The following is a 1,502-nucleotide window of genomic DNA, read 5'->3' on the forward strand; positions in this document are numbered from 1 at the left end:
CCGTAACAATTCCTTCACCAACAGAAGCAGCCGACAGTCCCTGGCAGATGCAGGGTGCAGGGGATTTCAACAGTGATCAACAACAGGATATTATCTGGCGTAATACCTCTACTGGTGAAACTGGCATCTGGTTGATGGCAGGATCGGTGTTTCAGAATGCCGTTTCCATCACCCCAACTCCAGACCTGGACTGGGAAATTCGTGGCACTGAAGATTTTAACAGTGATCAACAACAGGATATTATCTGGCGCAATACCTCCACTGGGGAAAATAAAGTCTGGCTAATGAATGGCACCACTGTGGCTGAGGAAGTGTTCATTCAATCGGAACCAGTCACTAGTATTTGGGAAATGAGGGCAGCGGGAGACTTGGATGGAGATGGTGATGGGGATATTATCTGGCGCAATACTGAAGAGCAAACTATTTACTATTGGAGGATGGAAGGGACTCAGTACATTGAATCAGTGTTAATCGAGTCACCAATCAGTAGTGGTCAGCAGGTAATCCATGGAACCCTCGACATCGATGATAATGGTTTCGATGATATCTTATGGCGCAATCTCGACGATGGACAAAATAGTGTCTGGCTGATGAATGCCAATGGCTTCGATCGCCTGGAGAGGCTTGAGCCACTAACTGATACTAGTTGGCAAAGTTATCTTTAAAATAGCAAAGGGAACAGAGAGTAGGGAGTAGGGAGTAGGGAGTAGGGAGTAGGGAGTAGGGAGTAGGGAGTAGGGGGTGGGGTGCTTACAAGGGTAGGTTTTTTACAAAGGGGCGAGTAGGTACTTTTATTAGGTATCAACTTCTATCCATATGTATCAAAATACACCATCAATTTCTGTAAATTTATACCCATATGTATCAAAATACACCATGATTTCCGGGATAATTCTCCCCATTTCCCGCTTTTCCCGACTCCCGATTCCCGATTCCCGACTCCCGACTCCCGACCCAAATGTAAAAAACCTACCCCTGTGAGGGGGTGGGGTGTGGGGCATAAGAAAGCGATGCAGAGGTGCTCCGTGCTCCCTAAAAACCCAGAACGAAAGTACCTAACAGCAATTGCAAACCGCTGTAAATGTAGAGATACAGGGTTTTTCATAACTATTAGCTACACATAATTTTTCCCTATTCCCTATTTCCTATTCCCTGTTACCTTTGCTATATATAGCCATCAATTTTAAATATTTAGGAAAGTTAAAAATTTATAAATTTATTTTTTTTGTTCAGGACTTATCTAAAACTGGACTCAAAACCCTATCACTGTGAGCGCTATCAATCCAAATCACGTAGTATAAGGCTTTATTAAAAAAATATTAAATTAGATTTATTGCCTAAGTAATGTTTATAATAAAACCTAGTGTTGGATTACTTAATGGATTAGTTTTCGATGAAAGATAAACTCAATATTTTCATATTAGTTGTTTTCTGGATAGCTATCTGTATTTTGTGAACCAAAATTGAATACTTGTATAAAGTATATATCAAGTAGATTTTGA

Annotated in this window: 2 protein-coding genes; one reads left to right on the forward strand and one right to left on the reverse strand. The window is 41.0% G+C overall.

From position 1 onward, the window contains the following. Nucleotides 1-665, forward strand: a 665-nt coding sequence (locus tag F6K53_RS41855) for an FG-GAP-like repeat-containing protein (RefSeq protein ID WP_293086338.1), incomplete at its 5' end; no start/stop codon positions are given. On the opposite strand, the gene F6K53_RS41860 is transcribed toward F6K53_RS41855, so the two are convergent. Further along, on the reverse strand, nt 662-805 hold the full coding sequence (locus F6K53_RS41860) for a hypothetical protein (RefSeq protein WP_293086341.1): 144 nt from the start codon (nt 803-805) through the stop codon (nt 662-664). The two genes, F6K53_RS41855 and F6K53_RS41860, sit on opposite strands and share 4 nt — an antisense overlap. Nucleotides 806-1,502: the final 697 nt, after the last annotated feature.

This window comes from Moorena sp. SIO4A1 (assembly GCF_010672065.1).
Classification (GTDB): domain Bacteria; phylum Cyanobacteriota; class Cyanobacteriia; order Cyanobacteriales; family Coleofasciculaceae; genus Moorena.